At 60.8% G+C, this 20,980-nt stretch carries 33 protein-coding genes; all 33 read right to left on the reverse strand.

The annotated features are described in order from the left end of the window. Positions 1–23 precede the first annotated feature (23 nt). The 33 genes from ASD50_RS19005 to tuf all read right to left on the reverse strand — a co-directional run bounded on the left by ASD50_RS19005 (position 24) and on the right by tuf (position 20,955). Positions 24–1,010, reverse strand: a complete 987-nt coding sequence (locus ASD50_RS19005; RefSeq protein ID WP_056244844.1) for an RluA family pseudouridine synthase — start codon at positions 1,008–1,010, stop codon at positions 24–26. Between the two features lie 171 nt (positions 1,011–1,181). Then, positions 1,182–2,492: a replication-associated recombination protein A gene (locus ASD50_RS19010; RefSeq protein WP_056244647.1), complete on the reverse strand. Its 1,311-nt coding sequence runs from the start codon at positions 2,490–2,492 to the stop codon at positions 1,182–1,184. Between the two features lie 55 nt (positions 2,493–2,547). Beyond that, positions 2,548–4,038 (reverse strand): DegQ family serine endoprotease, encoded by a 1,491-nt coding sequence (locus ASD50_RS19015; RefSeq protein WP_056244650.1) that lies wholly within the window; start codon positions 4,036–4,038, stop codon positions 2,548–2,550. A gap of 93 nt (positions 4,039–4,131) precedes the next feature. Further along, positions 4,132–4,800: an ankyrin repeat domain-containing protein gene (locus ASD50_RS19020; RefSeq protein WP_056244847.1), complete on the reverse strand. Its 669-nt coding sequence runs from the start codon at positions 4,798–4,800 to the stop codon at positions 4,132–4,134. 115 nt (positions 4,801–4,915) lie between these two features. Beyond that, entirely contained in the window at positions 4,916–5,344 is a 429-nt protein-coding gene (gene rplQ / locus ASD50_RS19025) for a 50S ribosomal protein L17 (protein ID WP_056244653.1), read from the reverse strand. A gap of 104 nt (positions 5,345–5,448) precedes the next feature. Continuing rightward, positions 5,449–6,459 carry a DNA-directed RNA polymerase subunit alpha gene (locus tag ASD50_RS19030; RefSeq protein ID WP_056244850.1) on the reverse strand — a complete coding sequence of 337 codons (1,011 nt, stop codon included), beginning with the start codon at positions 6,457–6,459 and terminating at the stop codon, positions 5,449–5,451. Between the two features lie 100 nt (positions 6,460–6,559). Next, positions 6,560–6,949 (reverse strand): 30S ribosomal protein S11, encoded by a 390-nt coding sequence (gene rpsK / locus ASD50_RS19035; protein ID WP_024924781.1) that lies wholly within the window; start codon positions 6,947–6,949, stop codon positions 6,560–6,562. A gap of 160 nt (positions 6,950–7,109) precedes the next feature. After that, positions 7,110–7,478: a 30S ribosomal protein S13 gene (gene rpsM / locus ASD50_RS19040; RefSeq protein WP_035032425.1), complete on the reverse strand. Its 369-nt coding sequence runs from the start codon at positions 7,476–7,478 to the stop codon at positions 7,110–7,112. A gap of 210 nt (positions 7,479–7,688) precedes the next feature. Further along, positions 7,689–8,276, reverse strand: coding sequence for an adenylate kinase (locus ASD50_RS19045; RefSeq protein ID WP_056244656.1), 588 nt, complete (start codon positions 8,274–8,276; stop codon positions 7,689–7,691). After that, on the reverse strand, positions 8,273–9,613 hold the full coding sequence (gene secY / locus ASD50_RS19050) for a preprotein translocase subunit SecY (RefSeq protein ID WP_056244658.1): 1,341 nt from the start codon (positions 9,611–9,613) through the stop codon (positions 8,273–8,275). Before secY ends, ASD50_RS19045 begins: the two co-directional genes overlap by 4 nt. A 128-nt stretch (positions 9,614–9,741) precedes the next feature. Next, positions 9,742–10,215: a 50S ribosomal protein L15 gene (gene rplO, locus ASD50_RS19055; protein WP_056244660.1), complete on the reverse strand. Its 474-nt coding sequence runs from the start codon at positions 10,213–10,215 to the stop codon at positions 9,742–9,744. A gap of 22 nt (positions 10,216–10,237) precedes the next feature. Continuing rightward, entirely contained in the window at positions 10,238–10,435 is a 198-nt protein-coding gene (gene rpmD / locus ASD50_RS19060; RefSeq protein ID WP_056244663.1) for a 50S ribosomal protein L30, read from the reverse strand. Between the two features lie 25 nt (positions 10,436–10,460). Beyond that, positions 10,461–11,030, reverse strand: a complete 570-nt coding sequence (rpsE, locus tag ASD50_RS19065) for a 30S ribosomal protein S5 (RefSeq protein ID WP_056244666.1) — start codon at positions 11,028–11,030, stop codon at positions 10,461–10,463. 79 nt (positions 11,031–11,109) lie between these two features. Beyond that, positions 11,110–11,469, reverse strand: coding sequence for a 50S ribosomal protein L18 (gene rplR / locus ASD50_RS19070; protein ID WP_056244669.1), 360 nt, complete (start codon positions 11,467–11,469; stop codon positions 11,110–11,112). A 92-nt stretch (positions 11,470–11,561) separates the two neighbouring features. After that, positions 11,562–12,095 (reverse strand): 50S ribosomal protein L6, encoded by a 534-nt coding sequence (gene rplF / locus ASD50_RS19075; protein ID WP_056244672.1) that lies wholly within the window; start codon positions 12,093–12,095, stop codon positions 11,562–11,564. Between the two features lie 91 nt (positions 12,096–12,186). Further along, positions 12,187–12,585 carry a 30S ribosomal protein S8 gene (rpsH, locus tag ASD50_RS19080; RefSeq protein WP_056244676.1) on the reverse strand — a complete coding sequence of 133 codons (399 nt, stop codon included), beginning with the start codon at positions 12,583–12,585 and terminating at the stop codon, positions 12,187–12,189. A 12-nt stretch (positions 12,586–12,597) separates the two neighbouring features. After that, a complete protein-coding gene (gene rpsN / locus ASD50_RS19085) occupies positions 12,598–12,903 on the reverse strand; it encodes a 30S ribosomal protein S14 (RefSeq protein ID WP_056244679.1) in 306 nt (101 codons plus the stop codon). A gap of 27 nt (positions 12,904–12,930) precedes the next feature. Beyond that, the gene (gene rplE, locus ASD50_RS19090) at positions 12,931–13,503 is read right to left on the reverse strand and encodes a 50S ribosomal protein L5 (protein ID WP_056244682.1); all 573 of its coding nucleotides are present in this window, start codon (positions 13,501–13,503) and stop codon (positions 12,931–12,933) included. Then, positions 13,496–13,810: a 50S ribosomal protein L24 gene (gene rplX, locus ASD50_RS19095; protein WP_056244685.1), complete on the reverse strand. Its 315-nt coding sequence runs from the start codon at positions 13,808–13,810 to the stop codon at positions 13,496–13,498. The genes rplE and rplX overlap by 8 nt, the downstream gene beginning before the upstream one ends. Positions 13,811–13,822: 12 nt before the next feature. Then, complete coding sequence (rplN, locus tag ASD50_RS19100; RefSeq protein ID WP_024924768.1) at positions 13,823–14,191, reverse strand: 50S ribosomal protein L14; 369 nt, start codon at positions 14,189–14,191, stop codon at positions 13,823–13,825. Positions 14,192–14,271: 80 nt separating this feature from the next. Then, positions 14,272–14,511: a 30S ribosomal protein S17 gene (gene rpsQ / locus ASD50_RS19105; protein WP_056244688.1), complete on the reverse strand. Its 240-nt coding sequence runs from the start codon at positions 14,509–14,511 to the stop codon at positions 14,272–14,274. An 11-nt stretch (positions 14,512–14,522) separates the two neighbouring features. Next, entirely contained in the window at positions 14,523–14,723 is a 201-nt protein-coding gene (rpmC, locus tag ASD50_RS19110) for a 50S ribosomal protein L29 (protein WP_056244691.1), read from the reverse strand. Positions 14,724–14,735: 12 nt separating this feature from the next. Further along, on the reverse strand, positions 14,736–15,149 hold the full coding sequence (gene rplP / locus ASD50_RS19115; protein ID WP_056244694.1) for a 50S ribosomal protein L16: 414 nt from the start codon (positions 15,147–15,149) through the stop codon (positions 14,736–14,738). 27 nt (positions 15,150–15,176) lie between these two features. Next, positions 15,177–15,893, reverse strand: a complete 717-nt coding sequence (gene rpsC, locus ASD50_RS19120) for a 30S ribosomal protein S3 (RefSeq protein ID WP_056244697.1) — start codon at positions 15,891–15,893, stop codon at positions 15,177–15,179. After that, a complete protein-coding gene (gene rplV / locus ASD50_RS19125) occupies positions 15,893–16,282 on the reverse strand; it encodes a 50S ribosomal protein L22 (protein ID WP_056244701.1) in 390 nt (129 codons plus the stop codon). Before rplV ends, rpsC begins: the two co-directional genes overlap by 1 nt. A gap of 3 nt (positions 16,283–16,285) precedes the next feature. Continuing rightward, the gene (gene rpsS / locus ASD50_RS19130; protein ID WP_056101454.1) at positions 16,286–16,564 is read right to left on the reverse strand and encodes a 30S ribosomal protein S19; all 279 of its coding nucleotides are present in this window, start codon (positions 16,562–16,564) and stop codon (positions 16,286–16,288) included. Positions 16,565–16,580: 16 nt separating this feature from the next. Then, entirely contained in the window at positions 16,581–17,414 is an 834-nt protein-coding gene (gene rplB / locus ASD50_RS19135) for a 50S ribosomal protein L2 (protein WP_056244705.1), read from the reverse strand. Positions 17,415–17,436: 22 nt separating this feature from the next. Further along, positions 17,437–17,730: a 50S ribosomal protein L23 gene (locus ASD50_RS19140; RefSeq protein WP_056244708.1), complete on the reverse strand. Its 294-nt coding sequence runs from the start codon at positions 17,728–17,730 to the stop codon at positions 17,437–17,439. Then, positions 17,727–18,347: a 50S ribosomal protein L4 gene (gene rplD / locus ASD50_RS19145; protein ID WP_056244711.1), complete on the reverse strand. Its 621-nt coding sequence runs from the start codon at positions 18,345–18,347 to the stop codon at positions 17,727–17,729. The genes ASD50_RS19140 and rplD overlap by 4 nt, the downstream gene beginning before the upstream one ends. After that, the gene (rplC, locus tag ASD50_RS19150) at positions 18,347–19,072 is read right to left on the reverse strand and encodes a 50S ribosomal protein L3 (RefSeq protein ID WP_056244715.1); all 726 of its coding nucleotides are present in this window, start codon (positions 19,070–19,072) and stop codon (positions 18,347–18,349) included. Before rplC ends, rplD begins: the two co-directional genes overlap by 1 nt. Positions 19,073–19,132: 60 nt before the next feature. Beyond that, complete coding sequence (gene rpsJ / locus ASD50_RS19155) at positions 19,133–19,441, reverse strand: 30S ribosomal protein S10 (RefSeq protein WP_006205468.1); 309 nt, start codon at positions 19,439–19,441, stop codon at positions 19,133–19,135. 65 nt (positions 19,442–19,506) lie between these two features. Continuing rightward, positions 19,507–19,641, reverse strand: coding sequence for a hypothetical protein (locus ASD50_RS22775; RefSeq protein WP_082549742.1), 135 nt, complete (start codon positions 19,639–19,641; stop codon positions 19,507–19,509). A 138-nt stretch (positions 19,642–19,779) separates the two neighbouring features. After that, positions 19,780–20,955, reverse strand: a complete 1,176-nt coding sequence (gene tuf, locus ASD50_RS19160; RefSeq protein ID WP_082549743.1) for an elongation factor Tu — start codon at positions 20,953–20,955, stop codon at positions 19,780–19,782. Between the last annotated feature and the right edge of the window lie 25 nt (positions 20,956–20,980).

A 20,980-nucleotide genomic window follows, 5' to 3' on the forward strand; every position in this document is an offset into this window, starting at 1 on the left:
GTGCGAGGTTTGCGTCGCGGTGCTCAAGCGTCGTCCTCGGCACTTTGCATGTCAAAGCCAATCAGGTTCCAGCTCTGGCGCATATGGGGTGGCATCGGTGCGGTGACATCGATCTTGCCGCCGTCCGGATGCGGGATGACGATGCGCCGTGCATGAAGATGCAAGCGGTTCTGGATACCGCCGGGGAATTCCCAATTGGTGTCGGCCTCGAAATACTTCGGATCGCCGATGATCGGGCAGCCTATGTGGGCCGCATGGACACGCAACTGGTGGGTGCGACCGGTATAGGGCTCCATTTCCAGCCAGGTCAGCGCCTGCGCGGCCTGTTCAACGATGCGATAGTAGGACACCGCGTGGTCCGCGCCCTTCTCGCCATGCTTGGCAACACGCATGCGGTCGCCATCCGGCGTCGGCTCCTTGATCAGCCAGGTCGAGATCTTGTCCTCGCGCTTGGGCGGCACGCCCTTCACCAAGGCCCAGTACGTCTTCTTCGTCTCGCGGGCGCGAAACGATTCCGACAGCTTCATCGCGGCGAGACGGGTGCGCGCGACGACCAGCACCCCGGAGGTGTCGCGGTCGAGGCGGTGGACAAGGCGCGGCTTCTCGCCCTTCTTGTTGCGCAAGGCTTCAAGCATGTCGTCGACATTGCGCGTGACGCCGGAACCGCCCTGTACGGCCAGCCCCGCCGGCTTGTTGAAGACGTAGACCTTGGCGTCTTCATGCAGGAGCATCTTGGCCAGAACGTCGCCGTCATCCTGGTTGCGGATGGAGTGGCCGGTGAGTTGGGTATCGCCCTTCTTGTCGACTTCGAGCGGTGGAACCCGGATTACCTGACCCGGCTCGACCCTCGTGTCAGTCTTGGCGCGGCCGCCATTGATGCGGACCTGGCCGGAGCGCAGCAGCTTTTGCAGATGACCGAAACCCAGTCCCGGGAAATGGGTCTTGAACCAGCGGTCGAGCCGCATGCCGGCCTCATCGGGCCCAACCGTTATCTGTTCTACGCCTGCCATATGCCTGTCCGCCTGGTCGCTGTGCATTTCAGGATGCACAAATGGCGATCCACTTTCTGGTTCGAGCATCGGGAACATCCGAAAACCGGATTTCACGTTCGGACCGATGCTTCATGTGCTGGGGGCAATAGCACCAAGTGCCGGCATTTGCGAGCCGACTTGCAGCCGCAGCTAGGCGCCGCGCTCCTTGCGCAGCTTGGCCCAGTATTCCAGCCGCTTCCTCACTTCCCTTTCGAAGCCGCGCTCGGGCGGATCGTAGAAGGTCTGGCGACTCATCTTTTCAGGGAAATAATCCTGCCCTGAAAAGGCATCCGGCTCATCGTGGTCGTAGCGATAGCCTGCGCCGTAGCTCTCTTCCTTCATCAGTTTGGTCGGCGCATTGAGGATGTGCTTGGGCGGCAGAAGCGAGCCGTGTTCCTTGGCAGCGCGAGTGGCTGCCTTGAAGGCAGTGTAGACAGCGTTCGACTTGGGAGCGGTCGCCAGATAGACGCAGGCTTGCGCAAAGGCCAGCTCACCCTCTGGCGAACCCAGATAGTCGTAGGCATCCTTCGCCGCATTTGCGATGACGAGCGCTTGCGGATCGGCCAGACCAATGTCTTCGACCGCCATGCGGACAAGCCGCCGCCCGAGGTAAAGCGGGTCTTCGCCAGCATCGAACATGCGGCAAAGATAATAGAGAGCCGCATCGGGATCTGAGCCGCGCACCGATTTGTGCAAAGCTGAAATCAGATTGTAATGCCCGTCCTGCCCCTTGTCGTAGATCGGCGCGCGGCGCTGGACGATGCGCGTGAGGCCCTCGGTATCGAAGACTTCTCCCGGCTTGGCGGCACGCCACACCTCTTCCGAAAGCGTGAGCGAGGCGCGGCCATCGCCATCCGCCATGCGCACGAGGGCACCCCTCGCCTCTTCATCGAGCGGCAGAGCCTTTCCCTCGGTTTCCTCGGCGCGCAGCAAGAGCTTGGCGATGCTGTCCTCGTCCAGCGAGTGAAACACGAGAACGCGGGAGCGCGACAGAAGCGCGGCGTTGAGTTCGAACGAGGGATTTTCCGTTGTCGCGCCGACCAGAATGACGGTGCCGTCTTCCATCACAGGCAGAAAGGAATCCTGCTGGGCCCGGTTGAAGCGATGGATCTCGTCTACGAAGAGCAAGGTCTGGCGGCCATTGGCGCGGCGCAGCCGGGCTGCTTCGAACACCTTCTTCAAATCGGCTACGCCGGAAAAGATGGCGGATATCTGCTCAAAACCGAGGCTGGTTTCACCGGCCAGCAATCGTGCGACGGTAGTCTTGCCCGTGCCGGGCGGTCCCCAGAAGATCATCGAACCGAGCGATCCGGACGCAATCATTCGCGTCAATGCACCATCCGGCCCGGTCAGATGCTCCTGGCCAACGACTTCGCTTAGATTGCGCGGGCGCAGCCGATCGGCAAGCGGCCGGCCAAGCGGCGCTTTTTCCGGTTCATCAGGACTGAACAGATCGGCCATCGTCTACACCGTCATGCGTGCCGGACTACCCGACAGCCTACATTCCGCACTCGGTTCAGTAACGCAACACCTGGCGAAGCAACTGGCCATCGCGTTCAACCGTGAAGCGCCACCAGCGTGTGCTTTGCTGCGCCGCATCCGCCAGCTTCTTCGCATTGTCGATGGTCTGGCCGTTGACCTCGCGCACGATGTCGCCGGGCTGGAAGCCGAAATCGGCTGCAGGCGAATTGCGATCGACGTCGATCACGGTCACGCCCTTTACGTCTGCGGCCATGCCGAGGCGCTGGGCAAGGCGTGGCGAGAGCTCCGCCACCTTGGCACCGGCGAAGGGGCTGCGTCCACGCAGCAGGATTTCAGCGGAAGCCGAGCCTTGCGGCGCGCGGACCAGAGCAATGTCCAAGGTCTTTTCCTCACCCTTGGTCAGCACGCCCAATTCGGCGTTCGAGCCAATCGGCTGGGTCGCCAACCGGTAGCCCAACGCATCGACATTCTCGATGGTGGCGCCATTGAAGGCCAGCACCACATCACCCGGCTTCAGCCCGGCCTTTTCCGACGGACCACTCGGCTCCACCGCCGACACCAGCGCACCGTGAGGCGATTCCATGCCGAGCGATTCCGCGATCTGCGGCGTCACCGGCTCGAAAGTTGCGCCAATATAAGGCCGCTCGAAGAAATCCTGGCCAGACTTCGCGGCCTCGACGAAGGCGCGCACCATGTTGGACGGGATGGCGAAGCCGATGCCGATGGAGCCGCCGCTACGGCTGTAAATGGCGGTGTTGATGCCCACCAGCTGGCCACCCATGTTGATCAGGCCGCCGCCGGAATTGCCCGGATTGATGGCCGCGTCGGTCTGGATGAAGAAGCCGGAATCCGAAATGCCGATATGGCTTCGCGCGAGCGCGGAGACGATGCCGCTGGTCGTGGTCTGGCCGACACCGAAAGGATTGCCGATGGCCAGAACCAGGTCACCAACCTGAAGCGCATCAGAATCGCCAATGGCAATGACCGGGAACGGCTTGTCGGAATCGATCTTCAGCACCGCGAGGTCGAGCGTCTCGTCCTTCAGCAAAACCTTGCTGTTGAACTCACGGCCGTCCGACATCGCGACCTTGACCTCATCCGCGTCCTTGATGACGTGGAAATTGGTCACGATGATGCCAGTCGGATCGACAAGGACGCCGGAGCCAAGAGAAGACTGGGCGCGCGGCATGGAGCGGCCAAAGAACTCCTCAAAGAACGGATCGCCATCGAAAGGCGATCTCACCTTGGCAGTCTGGGACGCATAGACGTTGACCACGGCCGGCGCGGTTTGTTTCACCAGAGGCGCGAAGGAAAGCTGCATCTCTTCGCGGCCGAATGGCACGCGCTGATCGGGACCAGCGGTCGCCTTGTCACCCTCGACACCATGCAGGAGATCGGTCAGGACATCCGACAGGCCGGGCTCGTCGCCTTTCTTCTCCTGCGCCACCGCCTGATAGCCAAGCGGCGCGGCCAGAAACAGCATCAGCGAACCGACAATGGCAACAGTCAACTGCTTGGCGCGCATTCGCGAATCCTCCGGGCACAATCGCGCGCCATTGTCGCGACGATTGTGCAAAATGAAAGGCTGCCGAACCGATTTTCGGTTATTGTTTTGCTGTTACGGCCTTGGGCCGGCCTCGATACGGGCGGCAAGCTCGGAAAAGCCGTTTCGGCGGGCATGATCCAGCGGCGAAACCCCTTCCCTGTCAGGAATATTGCCGGCGCCGGCGTCCACCAGAAGCCCGACGATTTCCTGATAGACCGGGCCGCCGTCTCCAAGGATCACCGCTTCGATCAATGCAGTCCAGCCAAGATTGTTGACATGATCGATGTCGATGTCGGTTCCAAGCAGGATGCGCACGGCATCGGGATGGCCGTGATGGGATGCCGGGATCAGCGCCGTGCCGCCATAGCGGTTGGTGTCCTTGAGGTTTGCCTTGCCGGTCGCCAGGATTGCCTCCAGGATTTCGGTTCGCCCCTCTGCGCCGGCGTAGAGGAATGGCGTGTCCTTGATCGCATCCTTGGCATTGACGTCGGCGCCGGCAGCAATCAGCGCTTTCGCGATCTCGACTGCGTTGGCATGGGTGGCGAGAAGCAGCGCGGTGCGTCCCTGAGGGTCCCGGGCCTCAAGTTCCGCACCTGCCGAAATAATTTCGCGGATTCTTGGCAAATCCTTCCCGGTAACAGCTTCAATGAGCATCGCCTTGTCCTCTTGCACGGTGGCCGCCGAGACACCCGGCAAGACCGCCGTGGCAACAACAGCAAGCACCATAAGCACTGAGCGCATGACCATCCACATTCACCACTTTCGTTATCAGTCCATTGCGAGCGATGTAGTGACATGCGGCCAATAAAAAAGGGGCCTGACGGCCCCTTTTAACTGTTTCAAGAAAATCCGAAGCTCATGCAGCTTCGGTCTCGTTGGCGCCTTCTGCCTCAAGGCGATCGCGATCGCCAGCGCCCTTGGCGGACGTGTCGCGGTCAACGAACTCGATGACAGCCATTGCGGCGTTGTCGCCCTTGCGGAAGCCCGCCTTCATGATGCGCAGGTAGCCGCCGTTGCGGGTGGCATAACGCGGCGCAAGCGTTTCGAACAGGCGCTTGACGACGCCTTCGTTGCCGATCTGGGCAATAACCTGACGGCGAGCGTGCAGGTCGCCGCGCTTGCCGAGCGTAACCAGCTTCTCGACGATCGGACGCAGGTCCTTCGCCTTCGGCAGCGTGGTGACGATCTGCTCATGCTCGATCAGAGACACGGCGAGGTTGGCGAACATCGACTTGCGATGGCTGATGCTGCGGGCGAAGCGGCGGCCTTTAAAACCGTGGCGCATGGCTCTTTTCCTTCTTTAGCTGTTCAAGAGGCCACGGCCTCTGATGGTTTTCCGCATGACCGTCGGACCGGGCAGCTCACGCCGCCGGCCCTCGGAATTCATGCTCAATACTGGTCTTCGTAACGTTTCGCGAGGTCTTCGATATTTTCCGGCGGCCAGTCCGGCACTTCCATGCCGAGGTGCAAGCCCATAGCCGCCAGCACTTCCTTGATTTCGTTCAGCGACTTGCGGCCGAAGTTCGGGGTGCGCAGCATCTCGGCTTCGGTCTTCTGGATCAGGTCGCCTATGTAGACGATGTTGTCGTTCTTCAGGCAGTTGGCCGAACGCACGGAAAGCTCCAGTTCGTCGACCTTCTTGAGCAGGGCCGGGTTGAAGGCAAGCTCGGTGACCGCTTCGGTCGCCACTTCCTTCTGCGGCTCGTCGAAGTTGACGAACAGCGCAAGCTGGTCCTGCAGGATGCGAGCGGCGAAAGCCACAGCGTCCTCGCCGGAGACGGAACCGTCAGTCTCGATGGTCATGGTCAGCTTGTCGTAGTCGAGCACCTGGCCCTCGCGGGTGTTCTCGACCTTGTAGGAGACCTTCTTGACCGGCGAGTAGAGGCTGTCGACGGGGATGAGCCCGATCGGAGCGTCCTCGGCGCGGTTGCGCTCTGCCGGTACGTAGCCCTTGCCGGTGTCGACGGTGAATTCCATGCGGATTTCAGCGCCCTCGTCCAGCGTGCAGATGACGTGGTCGGGGTTGAGGATCTCAACGTCGCCAACGGTCTGGATGTCGCCAGCCAGCACAGCGCCTGGACCCTGCTTGCGCACAACCATGCGCTTGGGACCATCGCCTTCCATCTTGATGGCGATTTCCTTGATATTGAGGACGATGTCGGTCACGTCTTCGCGGACACCGCCAATCGAGGAGAACTCATGCAGCACGCCGTCGATCTGGACGGCCGTTACGGCAGCGCCACGCAGCGACGACAGAAGCACGCGACGCAGCGCGTTGCCGAGGGTGAGGCCAAAGCCACGCTCGAGCGGCTCGGCGACCAGAGTGGTCAAAGTCTTTTTCTTCGACGAGAACTCGACCTTGTTCGGCTTGATCAGTTCCTGCCAGTTTTTCTGGATCATGTTGCCTTCCTTCCGCTTCCCCACCACTATCCAATCGTGGTGGGCGATCTGGAAAATCGCAAAAGCGCCAGATGGCGCTTAAGCAACGAATTTTTGTGGGTCAGACGCGGCGCTTCTTGCGCGGGCGGCAGCCATTGTGCGGGATCGGCGTTACGTCGCGGATCGAGGTGATGGTGAAGCCAGCGGCCTGCAGAGCGCGCAGAGCCGATTCACGGCCGGAGCCCGGACCGCAAACTTCGACTTCCAGCATGCGCATGCCGTGCTCCTGCGCCTTCTTGGCAACGTCTTCCGCAGCCATCTGCGCAGCGAACGGGGTCGACTTGCGCGAACCCTTGAAGCCCTGGGCACCCGCCGACGACCAGGCAATAGCGTTGCCCTGCGCGTCGGATATGGTGATCATGGTGTTGTTGAATGTCGAATTGACGTGGGCAACGCCCGACGAGATATTCTTGCGTTCGCGACGGCGAACACGAGCGGCTTCCTTGGCCATGGTATTCCTTTCAGTTGATCTCTACACCGCCGTAATTCCAGCGGCTCCACCTTAACTAAGGGATCAAGGGAATAGGGCAGTAAGGGAGTATGTTCGGTAGCGGCTGACAAACAGCGCTCTCACATATTCCCCTACTGCCTTACTCCCCTATTCCCCTAAATTACTTCTTCTTGCCGGCAATCGCCTTGGCAGGACCCTTGCGAGTACGCGCATTGGTATGCGTACGCTGGCCACGAACCGGCAGGCTGCGGCGATGGCGCAGGCCGCGGTAGCAGCCGAGGTCCATCAGACGCTTGATGTTCATCGAAACTTCACGGCGCAGATCGCCTTCGACCTGATAGTCACGGTCGATGGTTTCGCGGATTGCCAGAACCTCGGCGTCGGTGAGCTGGTTGACGCGGCGCTCGGCAGGAATGCCGACCTTGTCGACGATCTCCTGGGCAAACTTCTTGCCAATGCCGTGAATGTACTGAAGCGCAATAACCACGCGCTTGTTGGTCGGAATATTGACGCCGGCTATACGAGCCATCTGTTCTCTTCTCCATGTGGACCGGCTGAGCCGCTAGGCTGACCGGCGCTGTTTAAATGACCCGCGTCCGGTGGAGGCCGGCCCTTGCGGGTGTTCCTTCTACAAAGCAAGCGACTTGTCCGTACGGACAAGCTAAGCTCATGCCTGATAGGGAGACGGGCCGCCATACTCCAGCCTGTCCGCCCCGTCAAGGGCAAGCAGTAAGATTTGTTAACGAGCCTTGCCCAGCAACGCGTCGATCTGCCCGCTGACCGCATCGATACTGGCCATGCCATCGACGCCTTTCAGCATCTTCTTGGCGTGATAGTAGCCGATCAACGGCGCGGTCTTCTTGTAATATTCGCGCAGGCGTTCCTCGAAGACCTCGGGATTGTCGTCCTTGCGTACCGGCTGCCCGGCGGCCTTGGCTTCTTCCGCCCGCTTGACGATGCGGCCGACCAGCGCCTTGTCGTCAACCACCAGTTCGATGACCGCATCCAGTGCAATACCGCGTTCCGCAAGCATGGCCTCGACCGAGTCGGCCTGGGCAAGCGTGCGCGGATAGCCGTCCAGGATAAAACCCTTCGCGCAGTCCGGTTGGTCGATACGCTCCGCAACGATGGCGTTGACGATCGCATCGGAGACCAGTTCACCAGCGTCCATGACGGCCTTGGCCTTCAGGCCGACAGGCGTCTTGGCTGCTACAGCGGCGCGCAACATGTCACCAGTGGAAAGCTGGGGTATGCCGTACTTTTCTACCAGTCGCTGTGCTTGCGTCCCCTTGCCCGCTCCCGGCGGTCCAAGCAGTATCAGCCTCATTTTCCTCTCTTGCCCCCGCGCAGCTTAGACTTCTTGATCAGCCCTTCATATTGATGCGCGATCAAGTGGCCCTGGATCTGCGCGATCGTATCAAGCGTTACACTGACAACGATCAGAAGCGAAGTGCCACCAAGGTAGAACGGCACGCCAGTGGCGGCAATGAGGTATTCAGGCAGGAGGCAGACTGCGACGAGGTAGATCGCGCCCACAACCGTTATGCGAGTCAGTACGTAGTCGATGTACTCAGCCGTGCGTTCGCCAGGACGATAGCCCGGAATGAAGCCGGAATGCTTCTTGAGCTGATCGGCCGTGTCCTTCGGATTGAACACGATAGCCGTGTAGAAGAAGGTGAAGAACGCGATCATGGCGCCGTAAAAGAGCATGTAAAGCGGCTGACCATGCCCGAGGGCGGACAACACCGATGCTGCCCACGACGGCAGGTTTTGCGTGTTGGAAAATCCGGCAAGCGTGGCAGGCAGAAGCAGCAAGGACGAAGCGAAGATCGGCGGGATGACGCCCGAGGTGTTGAGCTTCAACGGCAGGTGCGACGTGTCGCCCTGGAACATGCGGTTGCCGACCTGACGCTTAGGATACTGGATCAGAAGCCGGCGCTGAGCGCGCTCGACAAAAACGATCAACGCGATAACCACCACCGCCAGGATCATGATAGCCAGCACCAGACCAGTAGACAGCGCGCCGGTGCGGCTGAGTTCCAATGTGCCGCTGATTGCAGCAGGCATGCCCGCAACGATACCTGCGAAGATGATCAGCGAGATGCCGTTGCCGATGCCGCGCGCGGTGATCTGCTCGCCGAGCCACATCAGGAACATGGTTCCACCGGTCAGCGTGATGACCGACGATATCTGGAAGAACAGTCCGGGGTTCGTAACGATATTGTTGCCGCTGGATAGGCCCACAGAGATGCCGTAGGACTGGACGATCGCCAGAAGCACCGTTCCATAGCGGGTGTATTGATTGATGATCTTGCGGCCCTGCTCGCCTTCCTTCTTGAGCGCTTCAAGAGACGGAATGACGGACGTCATCAACTGCATGATGATCGATGCGGAGATGTAGGGCATGATGCCCAGCGCAAAGATGGCCATGCGCTCGACCGCGCCGCCGGCAAACATGTTGAACATGCCAAGCACGCCGCCGCTCTGCTGCTGGAAGGCCTGCGCAAAAGCTTCGGGGTTGATTCCGGGCAGCGGGATGTAGGTGCCGAGCCGATAGACGAACAGCGCACCCAGCGTAAACCAGATGCGCTTCTTCAAGTCCTCGGCCTTGGCAAAGGCCGCAAAATTCAGATTGGAAGCAAGTTGTTCAGCAGCCGAAGCCATGCATGTTTCTCCGCTAGATGACGCGGGAGGCCCGCTTCGGGCGGCGCGTGTCACCGAAGCCCCGAAATAGGCTTGGCGCAACCAAGATGCAAGCGGCCGCGTTACCGCGACCGCTCTTAATCGGGGTGTTATTCAGCAGCAGCCTGGGCTGGCAGCTTAACCGAACCGCCGGCCTTCTCGATCTTCTCGATCGCGGCCTTGGAGGCTCCGGCAACGTCGAAGGCAAGCTTGGCCTTCAGGTCACCGTCGGAAAGGACGCGCACGCCGTCCTTGACGCGGCGAATGACGCCGGCCTTGACGAGCGCCTCGGCGGTCACAGCTTCCTTGGCGTCGAGCTTCTTGGCATCGATGGCTGCCTGGATGCGGGCCAGCGAAACAACAGCAAAGCTCTTGGCGAAGATGTTGTTGAAGCCGCGCTTCGGCAGGCGACGATAGAGCGGCATCTGGCCGCCCTCGAAGCCATTGATGGCCACGCCCGAACGGGACTTCTGGCCCTTGACGCCACGGCCGCCGGTCTTGCCGGAGCCGGAGCCGATGCCGCGACCGAGACGCTTCTTCGAATGGGTCGCGCCTTCGTTGTCACGCAGATCGTTGAGTTTCATTTCCGTTCTCCTGCGCTCTGGCTCAGGCCTCGTCCACGACGCGGACGAGGTGCGAGACGGCGGCTATCATGCCGCGCACCGAAGGAGTGTCTTCCAGCGTGCGCTTCCTGTGCATCTTGTTGAGGCCGAGGCCGACCAGCGTCGCGCGCTGCTCTTTCGGACGGCGGATCGGCGAACCGATCTGCTCAACGGTGATGGTCTTTGCTGCTTTCTTGGCCATGGTCAAAATCCCCTGGTCAACGCGACTATTCTTCAGCCGCTACGGCATTGCCGCGGCGGGCCTGAAGGGTCGAATACTTGATGCCGCGAGCAGCAGCCACATCCTTCGGATGCATCTGGCTCTTCAGCGCATCAAAGGTGGCGCGAACCATGTTGTACGGGTTCGACGAACCCATCGACTTGGCGACGACGTCGTGCATGCCGAGCGTCTCGAAGACGGCGCGCATCGGACCACCGGCGATGATGCCGGTACCCTGCTTGGCAGCGCGCAGAAGCACGCGGCCAGCACCCCAACGGCCTTCGACGTCGTGATGAAGCGTGCGGCCCGAACGCAGCGGCACGAAGATCATGTCGCGCTTGGCGGATTCGGTCGCCTTGCGGATGGCTTCCGGCACTTCACGGGCCTTGCCGTGGCCGAAGCCAACGCGGCCCTTCTGGTCGCCGACGACGACGAGTGCTGCAAAGCCGAAACGCCGGCCGCCCTTGACGACCTTGGCGACGCGGTTGATGTGTACGAGCTTGTCGACGATGCCGTCGTCGCGCTCTTCGCGGTCACGGCCACGCTCGCGGCCGCCTTCCCTACGTTCCTGTGCCATATCCTAGTTCCTTGTTTTTTTCCGGAAGCACGGGTTGGTGAATGCCGGCGCCACGTTTCGGGTCGCCGGCGGCGAAAAATCAGAAGTCGAGGCCACCCTCGCGCGCAGCCTCGGCCAGAGCCTTGACGCGGCCGTGGTAGATGTAGGCGCCACGATCGAAAACGACCTGCTTGACGCCGGCCTTCGTGGCGCGCTCGGCAATCAGCTTGCCAACAGCCGCAGCCGCGGCTGCGTCAGCGCCGGTCTTCTTGGAGTCGCGGAAATCCTTCTCCAGCGTCGAAGCCGCCGCGATGGTGTGACCCTTGGCGTCGTCAATCAGCTGAACATAGATATTCTTGGAGGTACGGTGCACCGAAAGGCGCGGCCTGCCGTTGGAAACCGCCTTCAACTGACGACGGATACGCGCAGAACGGCGCTGGGTAGCTTCCTTGAGAGCCATGGCTTTTAGTTCCTGCCTTGTAAAACGGGGGTTGCCGTATGCGGTAGACGAATGCTCCCGCGGCAACGCCCCGTGGCGTTGTAGTTGCGAACTTACTTCTTCTTGCCTTCCTTGCGGAGGATCTTCTCGCCGGCATAGCGCACGCCCTTGCCCTTGTAGGGCTCAGGACCGCGATACTCACGGATTTCCGCCGCAACCTGACCGACCTGCTGCTTGTCGATGCCCGTCACGCTGATTTCGGTGGGCTTCGGAACAGCAATCGTGATGCCTTGCGGCGTCTCGTAGACGACATCGTGGCTAAAGCCAAGTGCAAGCTGCAGGTTCTTGCCCTGCATCGCAGCACGATAGCCAACGCCGGTGATCTCGAGCTTCTTTTCGAAGCCATCCTTCACGCCGGTCAGGATGTTGACGATCTGCGTGCGGGACATGCCCCATTTCGAGCGAGCCGCCTTCGAGGTGTCACGCGGCTGGACAGCGATCTCGCCGTTCTCCAGCTTGACCAGAACCTCGTCGTTGACGACGAACTTCAGCTCACCTTTCGGACCCTTGGCCGTAACGGTCTGACCGTCAACCGACGCGGTCACGCCCTGCGGCACGGATACGGGTTTCTTTCCAATACGAGACATTTGTTGTCCTCGTCACTCTTCGTGTTTCAAGTCTTGCTTAAGCATGATCTTGTCCGAAAACCGATGTCACTTTTCGGGATCATGCCTGCGATCAGAAAATCTGGCAGAGAATTTCGCCACCGACATTCTGTTCGCGGGCATCGTGGTCTGCCATAACGCCCTTCGGCGTCGACAAGATGGCAATGCCGAGACCGTTGGCAACCTGCGGGATCGACTTGGCCGACACGTAAACGCGGCGACCAGGCTTCGAAACGCGGGAAATCTCGCGTACGACCGGAGAACCGTCGAAATACTTCAGCTCGATGTTGATCTCGGACTTGCCGTTATCGAAATCGGTCTGGCTGTAGTCGCGGATGTAGCCTTCGGCCTTCAGAACATCCAGGACGCGGGCGCGCAGACGCGAGGCCGGGGTCGACACGGTCGACTTCTTGCGGCCATAGGCGTTGCGGATGCGGGTCAGCATATCGCCGAGAGGATCGCTCAATGACATGTGATGTCCTCCTTACCAGCTCGACTTGACCAGGCCGGGAATCTGGCCGTTGTTGCCGAGATCGCGCAGGGCGATACGGGAAACCTTGAGTTTACGATAGAATGCCCGCGGACGACCGGTGATTTCGCAACGGTTGCGGATGCGGATGCGTGCCGAATTGCGCGGCAATGCGGCCAGCTTGAGCTGGGCACGGAAACGCTCCTCCATCGGCTTGGACTGGTCCATGATGATGGCCTTGAGCGCCTTACGCTTGGCAGCGTACTGGTCCACAAGCTTGCGGCGCCGGTTGTTCTTTTCAACTGAGCTGGTCTTTGCCATTTCAGATTTTTCCTTTGCTCGCTGCCGTTACTGGCGGAAGGGGAAGTTGAAAGCCTTGAGCAGCGCCCTGGCTTCGTCGTCCGTCTTCGCAGTCGTACAAACGATGATGTCCATGCCCCAGACCTGATCAACCTTGTCGTAGTTGATCTCCGGGAACACGATGTGCTCCTTGATGCCCATGGCGTAGTTGCCACGACCGTCAAAGCTCTTCGGGTTCAGCCCACGGAAGTCGCGGACGCGCGGCAATGCGATATTCACCAGCCGGTCAAGGAACTCATACATGCGTTCCTGGCGCAAAGTGACCTTGGTGCCGATCGGCATGTTCTCACGCACCTTGAAGCCGGCGATCGACTTGCGGGCACGCGTGATAACAGGCTTCTGACCAGCGATAAGCGCCAGATGCTCGGCCGCGACGGAAGGCTTCTTGGAATCAGCCGTCGCTTCGCCAACACCCATGTTCAGCACGATCTTGTCGAGACGCGGAACCTGCATCTCGTTGTCGTACTTGAACTGCTCCTGCAGCGCCTTGCGAATGGTCTCGTTATAGACCTTTTTCAGGCGCGGCGTGTTCTGAGCCGTAGCTTGCTGAGCCTTAGCCATTGATCGTTTCTCCCGAGCGCTTCGCAAAGCGCACCTTCTTGCCGTCCTTCTCGAACTTGAAGCCGACACGGGTCGGCTTGCCGTCCTTGGGGTCGGCCAGCGCAATGTTTGACAGGTGGAGCGGCGCTTCCTTGGTGATGATGCCGCCTTCCTGGGACTGGCTCTGCTTCTGGTGGCGGCGAATGAGGTTCACGCCACGCACGACAGCGGTGTCTTCCTTCGGCTGAACCGAGAGGACTTCGCCGGAGCGACCCTTGTCCTTGCCGGCCAGAACGACAACCTTGTCGCCTTTACGGATCTTTTGCATTGTTGCGGCTCCTTACAGCACTTCAGGCGCAAGCGAGATGATCTTCATGTGGTTCTTGGCGCGAAGCTCGCGCGGAACCGGCCCGAAGATACGCGTGCCGACTGGCTCTTTCTTGTTATCGACGAGAACGGCCGCGTTCTTGTCGAAACGGATCACGCTGCCGTCCGGGCGGCGGATGTCCTTGGCCGTGCGAACCACGACCGCCTTCATCACATCACCCTTCTTCACGCGGCCGCGCGGAATGGCTTCCTTGATCGACACCACGATGATGTCGCCGACGGAGGCGTACTTCCGCTTCGAGCCGCCCAGCACCTTGATGCACATGACACGACGAGCGCCGGAGTTATCCGCGACGTCGAGGTTTGTTTGCATCTGAATCATGACTGGCCGCCTTTTTCTTCTCTGTTGGGAAAGGAGTCACCTCTCCCCGGTCTGTCCAAAGTTCTTGCTACGCCAATCGCTCAGGCCTGGTCCGAAGACACGACGACCCAACGCTTGTCCTTCGAAATCGGAGCCGATTCCTGGATGAACACGGTGTCGCCAACCTTGTGGGCGTTGTTTTCGTCGTGCGCCTTGTACTTCTTCGACATACGCACGGTCTTCTTCATCACGGGATGCGTGAAGCGCCGTTCGACCTTCACGACAACCGTCTTCTCGTTCTTGTCGCTAACGACGGTGCCCTGCAGAATGCGCTTTGGCATGGTTTTCGTCCTTATGCCTTCTTGGCCGCAGCTTTTTCAGCGGCGATGGTCTTGATACGTGCAATGTCCTTGCGGACCTGCTTGACGCGCGCGGTCTTCTCAAGCTGGCCGGTAGCCTTCTGGAAGCGCAGGTTGAACTGCTCCTTCTTCAGGCTGGCGAGCTCGTCAGAGAGCTGGTCCTGCGTCTTCGAGCGAATTACTTCGGCTTTCATCTCAGCTCTTCCTTATTCTGCGATGCGCTGCACGAAGCGCGTGCGGACCGAAAGCTTGGCTGCGCCGAGACGCAGAGCCTCGCGCGCGGTCTCTTCCGACACGCCATCGATCTCGAACATGATGCGGCCCGGCTTGACGCGTGCTGCCCAATAGTCAACCGCGCCCTTGCCCTTGCCCATGCGGACTTCGGTAGGCTTCGAGGTGACCGGCAGATCCGGGAAAATCCGGATCCAGACGCGACCGGCGCGCTTCATTTCACGCGTGATCGCGCGGCGGGCCGCCTCGATCTCACGTGCGGTGACGCGGTTGGGTTCCAGCGCCTTCAGCCCGAAGCCGCCGAAATCCAGGTTGGTGCCGCCCTTGGCAGCGCCGTGGATACGGCCCTTGAACTGCTTGCGGAACTTAGTGCGCTTTGGCTGCAGCATCTTACTTGCTCCAAATTCTCAATTATCTCAGGCGTTCTCGCGACGGCGAGCGCCGCTACGTTCGCCAGGATGCGCTTCGCCTTCGGTGGCGCGGCGCTCGGATGCCATCGGATCGTGCTCAAGGATTTCGCCCTTGAACACCCAAACCTTGACGCCGCAGATGCCATAGGCGGTCTGGGCTTCGGCCGTGCCGTAGTCGACGTCGGCGCGCAGGGTATGCAGAGGCACGCGGCCTTCGCGATACCATTCCATGCGCGCAATTTCAGCGCCGCCAAGACGACCGCCGCAGTTGATGCGGATGCCTTCGGCGCCAAGACGCATGGCCGACTGCACGGCGCGCTTCATGGCGCGGCGGAACGCGATACGGCGCTCAAGCTGCTGGGCGATCGACTGGGCGACCAGCGTTGCATCGATTTCCGGCTTGCGCACTTCAACGATGTTGAGGTGCGTTTCCGAATTCGTCATCTCGGTCAGCTTCTTGCGCAGCTTCTCGATGTCGGCGCCCTTCTTGCCGATGATGAGGCCCGGACGCGCGGCATGGATGGTGACGCGGCACTTCTTGTGCGGACGCTCGATCACGACCTTGGAGATGGCAGCCTGCTTCAGCTCCTTCTCAAGATACTCGCGGATCTTGATGTCTTCATGCAGCAACTTGCCGTACTCGCCGGTGTTTGCGTACCAGCGGGAATCCCAGGTGCGGTTGATGCCGAGACGGAGACCGATAGGATTGATTTTCTGGCCCATTAAGCGGCCTCCCCTTTTTCCTCGACTTCACGAACAACGATCGTGAGGTGCGAAAACGGCTTCTCGATACGGCTGGCGCGACCACGGCCACGAGCGTGGAAACGCTTCATGACGATCGACTTGCCGACATAGGCTTCGGCCACGATCAGCGCATCAACATCCAGATCATGGTTGTTTTCCGCATTGGCGATCGCCGATTCCAGCGTCTTCTTGACGGTCTCGGAAATACGCTTGCGCGAAAATTCAAGATCGTTCAGCGCGGTGGCAACCTTCTTGCCGCGGATAAGCGCGGCAACCAGATTGAGCTTCTGCGGGCTGACACGGATCGTGCGCAGAACGGCACGCGCCTCGTTGTCAGCAAGCCTGCGCGGAGCTTTGGCCTTGCCCATCTGTTACTTCCTCTTTGCCTTCTTGTCCGCGCCATGGCCGTAATAGGTACGGGTCGGAGCGAACTCACCGAACTTGTGACCAACCATGTCCTCGTTCACGGAAACGGGGACGTGCTTCTGGCCGTTGTAAACACCGAAGGTGAGGCCGACGAACTGCGGCAGGATGGTGGAGCGGCGGCTCCACATCTTGATCACCTCACTGCGACCACCTTCACGGACCTTGTCTGCCTTCTTCAGAAGGTAGCCGTCGATGAAGGGGCCTTTCCAAATAGAACGAGTCACTTGGCGTTACCTCTTCTTAGCTCTTGCGCTCGTGACGCGAACGCACGATGAACTTGTCGGTCGCCTTATTGGACCGCGTCTTCTTGCCCTTGGTCGGCTTGCCCCACGGGGTAACCGGATGACGGCCACCGGAGGTGCGGCCTTCACCACCGCCGTGCGGGTGGTCGACCGGGTTCATGGTAACGCCGCGATTGTGCGGGCGCTTGCCACGCCAAACGCTGCGGCCAGCCTTGCCGTCGTTGATGTTGCCGTGATCCGGGTTGGACACCGCACCGACCGTGGCAAAGCACGAGCCGTGGACAATGCGCTGCTCGCCTGAGTTAAGTCGCAGGATCGCCATGCCCTGGTCGCGACCGACGAGCTGAGCGTAGGCGCCAGCCGAACGAGCGACCTGACCGCCCTTGCCCGGCTTCAACTCGATGTTATGGACGATGGTGCCGACCGGCATTGCCGACAGCGGCATCGCATTGCCCGGCTTAACGTCGACCGATTCACCAGCCACGATCTTGTCGCCGGCAGCCAGACGCTGCGGAGCGATGATGTAGTTGAGTTCACCGTCCTCGTACTTGATCAGCGCGATAAAGGCGGTGCGGTTCGGATCGTATTCCAGACGCTCTACCGTGCCGACGACATCGAGCTTGCGACGCTTGAAGTCGATGATGCGGTACGTGCGCTTGTGGCCACCGCCGATGAAACGAGCGGTAATGCGTCCGTAGTTGTTGCGACCGCCGGACCTGGTCAAGCCTTCGGTCAGACCCTTGACCGGCTTGCCCTTGTGCAGGCCCGAGCGGTCGACGATGACCAGCTGGCGGGTGCTTGGCGTAATCGGGTTATAATGTTTCAAAGCCATGTTCTTGTCCTCGCCGCCTTACTCAGAGGCCCGTCGCGACGTCGATCGAATGGCCGTCGACCAAAGTCACGACTGCCTTCTTGACATCGCCCTGGCGGCCGATTGTGCCGCGGAAGCGCTTGACCTTGCCCTTGCGGACAAGCGTGTTGACGGCCAGCACCTTGACGCCGAACAGCGCCTCTATGGCGGCCTTGATCTCAGGCTTCGACGCCTTCTTGGCGACGTTGAAGACCACCTGGTTCTGCTCGGAAGCCATGGTCGACTTTTCAGTGATCGCGGGCGAGACGATCACGTCGTAGTGACGAAGGTCGGTCATTTAAAGCGCTCCTCGAGAGCCTCGACCGCCGCCTTGGAAAGGACCAGCGTGCCGCGGCGCAGAATGTCATAGACGTTGATGCCCTGGATCGGCAGCACGTCGATGTTGGGAATGTTGGTCGCCGCCAGCTTGAAGTTGGCGTCGAGTTCGGCACCGCCGATCACCAGCGCATTGGTGAGACCGAGCGAGGCAAGGTTAGCTGCAAGAGCCTTGGTCTTGGCGTCGGCCAGCTTCAGTTCGTCGATGATGATGATCGACGATGCCTTGGCCTTGGCCGACAGCGCATGCTTCAGGCCGAGAGCGCGGATCTTCTTCGGCAGATCGTGCTCATGGCTGCGGGCAACAGGACCGTGTGCCTTGCCGCCGCCGCGGAACTGCGGAGCACGAGCCGAATGGTGACGGGCGCGGCCGGTACCCTTCTGCTTGTACATCTTGGCGCCGGTGCGCGCGATATCGGCGCGGCCCTTGGCCTGATGCGTGCCCTGCTGCTTCTTGGCAAGCTGCCAGCGCACGACGCGCTGCAGGATGTCCTCGCGCGGATCAAGGCCGAAAATCTCCTCGGAGAGCTTGACCTTGCCGGCGTCTTTACCGCCGAGCGTTGTGATCTTGATGTCCATTATTCCGCTCCCTCATTGGCCGGAGCATCGTTCTTCTCGGCAGCCTTGCCGGCGGCGCGGATCGCAGCAGGCTTCGGTGCGTTAGCCGGCAGCGCCACCTTGGCGGCGTCGCGAACCAGGATCCATGCACCCTTGGTGCCCGGAACGGCGCCGCGGATCAGGATAAGGCCGCGATCGGCATCGGTCGAAACGACCTCGACATTCTGCGTGGTGACGCGAACATCACCCAGATGGCCAGCCATCTTCTTGCCCTTGAACACCTTGCCCGGGTCCTGGCGCTGGCCAGTCGAACCGTGGGTACGGTGCGACACCGAGTTACCGTGGGTCGCGCGGCCACCACCCATGTGGTGGCGCTTGATAACGCCCTGGAAGCCCTTACCGGTGGTGGTGCCGGTCACGTCGACCTTCTGGCCAGGCACGAAATGCTCGACCGTCAACTCGGCGCCGACATCGATGAGATTGTCGGCAGAGACGCGGAATTCAGCGACCTTGGCCTTGGGCTCGACGGAGGCGGCAGCGAAGTGGCCGCGCATCGCCTTCGACGTGTTCTTGACCTTGGCAAGACCAACGCCGAGCTGAACAGCGGTGTAGCCGTTCTTTTCCTGCGTGCGCTGCGCAACGACCTGGCAGTTCTCCATGCGAAGAACGGTGACGGGGACATGCTCGCCTGCATCGTTATAGATGCGGGTCATTCCCACCTTCTGTGCAATTACACCTGAACGCATCGGTTCGTTTTCCTTCAGAGGAGCTCCGGGGTTTCCCCCTGCGAGTTCTTGTTTAAGCTCTTAGAGCTTGATTTCGACATCCACGCCGGCGGCCAGGTCGAGCTTCATCAACGCGTCAACCGTCTGGGGAGTCGGATCAACAATGTCGAGAAGACGCTTGTGGGTGCGCATCTCGAACTGCTCGCGGCTCTTCTTGTCGACGTGGGGCGAGCGGTTGACCGTGAACTTTTCGATCCGGGTCGGCAGCGGAATTGGGCCACGGACGTTGGCGCCGGTGCGCTTGGCCGTCGACACGATTTCCCGCGTCGAAGCATCGAGCACGCGGTGATCGAACGCTTTCAGGCGGATGCGGATATTCTGACCGTTCATCTCGTCATTCCTTGTTCTGGCGCGGCGCGGGCGATACCCCGCCCGCGACAGATCTGTTGTTCTTCTTACTCGACGATGGAGGCGACGATGCCGGCGCCGACGGTGCGGCCGCCTTCGCGGATGGCGAAGCGCAGCTTCTCTTCCATGGCGATCGGCACGATCAGTTCAACATCAACCGTCACGTTGTCCTTGCTGCACAAAAGCGCCCGATACCGCGTTGGAACGCTTTCAGGCGAACGCTTTCAGGCGGATGCGGATATTCTGACCGTTCATCTCGTCATTCCTTGTTCTGGCGCGGCGCGGGCGATCCCCCGCCCGCGACAGATCTGTTGTTCTTCTTACTCGACGATGGAGGCGACGATGCCGGCGCCGACGGTGCGGCCGCCTTCGCGGATGGCGAAGCGCAGCTTCTCTTCCATGGCGATCGGCACGATCAGTTCAACATCAACCGTCACGTTGTCGCCAGGCATCACCATCTCGGTGCCAGCCGGAAGCGTCACGATGCCGGTCACGTCCGTCGTGCGGAAGTAGAACTGCGGACGGTAGTTGGTGAAGAACGGCGTGTGACGGCCACCCTCCTCCTTCGTCAGGATGTAGGCCTCGGCCTTGAACTTCTTGTGCGGCTTGACGGTGCCGGGCTTGGCCAGAACCTGGCCGCGCTCGACGCCTTCACGGTCAACGCCACGCAGAAGCGCGCCGATGTTGTCGCCGGCCTGGCCCTGGTCGAGCAGCTTGCGGAACATCTCGACGCCCGTGCAGGTCGTCTTCGACGTCGGGCGGATGCCGACAATCTCAAGCTCCTCGCCAACCTTGACGATACCGCGCTCAACGCGGCCCGTAACAACCGTGCCGCGGCCCGAGATCGAGAACACGTCCTCGATCGGCATCAGGAACGGTTTGTCGATCGGACGCTCAGGCGTCGGGATGTAGGCGTCAACAGCCGCCATCAGCTCGCGGATCGCGTCCTCGCCGATCTTCTTGTCGCCATCCTGAAGCGCAGCAACAGCCGAACCCTTGATCATCGGAATGTCGTCGCCGGGGAACTCGTACTTCGACAGAAGCTCGCGAACCTCAAGCTCGACAAGCTCCAGAAGCTCGGCGTCGTCGACAAGGTCAACCTTGTTCAGGAACACAACCAGAGCCGGAACGCCAACCTGGCGCGCCAGAAGGATGTGCTCGCGCGTCTGCGGCATCGGGCCGTCAGCCGCCGAAACAACCAGGATCGCGCCGTCCATCTGCGCGGCACCCGTGATCATGTTCTTCACATAGTCGGCGTGGCCGGGGCAGTCGACGTGCGCATAGTGGCGCGCAGGCGTCTCATACTCAACGTGCGCCGTCGAAATCGTGATGCCGCGCGCCTTCTCTTCCGGCGCAGCGTCAATCTGGTCATACGCCTTGAACTCGCCAAAATACTTCGTGATCGCGGCCGTCAACGACGTCTTGCCATGGTCAACGTGACCAATCGTGCCAATGTTCACATGAGGCTTCGTGCGCTCGAATTTACCTTTTGCCATAGTCTCTTTCCTTGGGCGCGAGGAC

This window comes from Mesorhizobium sp. Root552 (genome assembly GCF_001427285.1).
Lineage (GTDB): Bacteria > Pseudomonadota > Alphaproteobacteria > Rhizobiales > Rhizobiaceae > Mesorhizobium.